This is a genomic window from Blastococcus sp. SYSU DS1021 (assembly GCF_054050995.1).
In genome coordinates this window covers 1-1,770 of the sequence record NZ_JBJHAL010000054.1, presented here as the reverse complement: position 1 = coordinate 1,770, position 1,770 = coordinate 1, and the positions used below count along the sequence as shown (strand labels likewise).

The window sequence follows — 1,770 nt, the reverse complement described above, 5'->3', positions numbered from 1 at the left end:
GGCGGGTCGAAGGCCAGCCGGCGGACGAACTCCAGCGCCTCGGGCGCACCCACGAGCCGGTCCATGCCGGCGTCCTCCCACTCCACCGAGATCGGCCCGGCGTAGCCGATGGTGTTGAGCATGCGGAAGCACGCCTCCCACGGGACGTCGCCGTGCCCGGTGGAGACGAAGTCCCAGCCGCGCCGCGGGTCGGCCCAGGGCAGGTGCGAGCCCATCCGGCCGTTGCGGCCGTTGCCCACCTGCTTCTTCGCGTCCTTGCAGTCGACGTGGTAGATCCGGTCCTTGAAGTCCCACAGGAAGCCGACCGGGTCCAGGTCCTGCCACACGAAGTGCGACGGGTCCCAGTTCAGCCCGAACGCCTCCCGGTGACCGATCGCCTCCAGTGCGCGCACCGTCGTCCAGTAGTCGTAGGCGATCTCGCTCGGGTGCACCTCGTGCGCGAACCGCACCCCCACCTCGTCGAAGACGTCGAGGATCGGGTTCCACCGGTCGGCGAAGTCGCGGTAGCCGTCCTCGATCATCGACTCGGGGACCGGCGGGAACATCGCCACGGTCTTCCAGATCTTGCTGCCGGTGAACCCGACGACCACGTCGACGCCGAGCTTGGCCGCCGCGCGGGCGGTCAGCTTCATCTCCTCCGCGGCGCGCTGCCGCACCCCCTCGGGGTCGCCGTCGCCCCACACCCGCGGGTGCACCATGCCGCGGTGCCGCTCGTCGATCGGGTCGTCGCAGACGGCCTGGCCGTTGAGGTGGTTGGAGATCGCGAAGACCTGCAGGCCGTGCCGCTTCAGGATGTCGAGGCGTTCGGCCACGTAGGAGTCGTCGTTCGCGGCGCGCTCGACGTCGAGGTGGTCGCCCCAGCAGGCGATCTCCAGGCCGTCGTAGCCCCAGCCGGAGGCCAGCCGGCACATCTCCTCGAAGGGGAGGTCGGCCCACTGGCCGGTGAACAGCGTGACGGGACGGGGCATCAGGAGTTCCTCTCGATCTCGGTCCAGGTGGAGCGGTCCGCCGCGCTGCGCTCGACGGCGTCGAGCACCCGCTGGACCTGCAGGCCGTCGGCGAACGAGGGGGCCGGGTCCTCCCCCGCCCCGATGGCGGTGACCAGGTCGACGACCTGGTGGGTGAAGCCGTGCTCGTAGCCCAGGCCGTGCCCGGCCGGCCACCACGCGGCGACGTAGGGGTGCTCCGGCTCGGTCACGATGATCCGCCGGAAGCCGGCGGTCTCCGCGGGCTCGGTGCCGTCGAAGAACTGCAGGACGTTCATGTCCTCGAAGTCGAAGGCCAGGCTGCCGGCCGAGCCGTTGATCTCGATGCGGATGCCGTTCTTGCGGCCGAGGGCGAACCGGGTCGCCTCGAACACGCCGAGCGCTCCCCCGGCGAACCGGCCGAGGAAGACCGCGGCGTCGTCGACGGTGACCTGCCCCGTCCCCTCCCCGCCGACGCCGGACAACGATCCGGCCGACGCGGGCAGCGGGCGCTCGGTCACGAACGTCTCCAGCGTCGCGCTGACCCCGGTGAGCGTCTGGCCGGTGATGTACTGCGTCAGGTCCACGACGTGCGCCCCGATGTCGCCCAGCGCGCCGGAGCCGGCCTTGTCCTTCTCCAGCCGCCACGACATCGGTGCCGCGGGGTCGGCGATCCAGTCCTGCAGGTACTGCGCGCGGACGTGCCGGATCTGGCCGAGCCGGCCCTCGGCCACGAGCTTGCGGGCCAGCCCGATCGCGGGCACCCGCCGGTAGGTGAAGCCCACCATCGACCGGACGCCGCGGG

The 1,770-nt window shown here is 71.8% G+C and carries 2 protein-coding genes; both read right to left on the bottom strand.

Going from position 1 to position 1,770, the window contains the following annotated elements:
* Positions 1–968, bottom strand: a 968-nt coding sequence (locus ACI8AP_RS20990) for a sugar phosphate isomerase/epimerase family protein (protein WP_456591312.1), incomplete at its 3' end; no start/stop codon positions are given.
* Positions 968–1,770: Gfo/Idh/MocA family protein (locus ACI8AP_RS20985; protein WP_456591311.1), on the bottom strand; the 803-nt coding region annotated here is incomplete at its 5' end. The genes ACI8AP_RS20985 and ACI8AP_RS20990, both read right to left, overlap by 1 nt.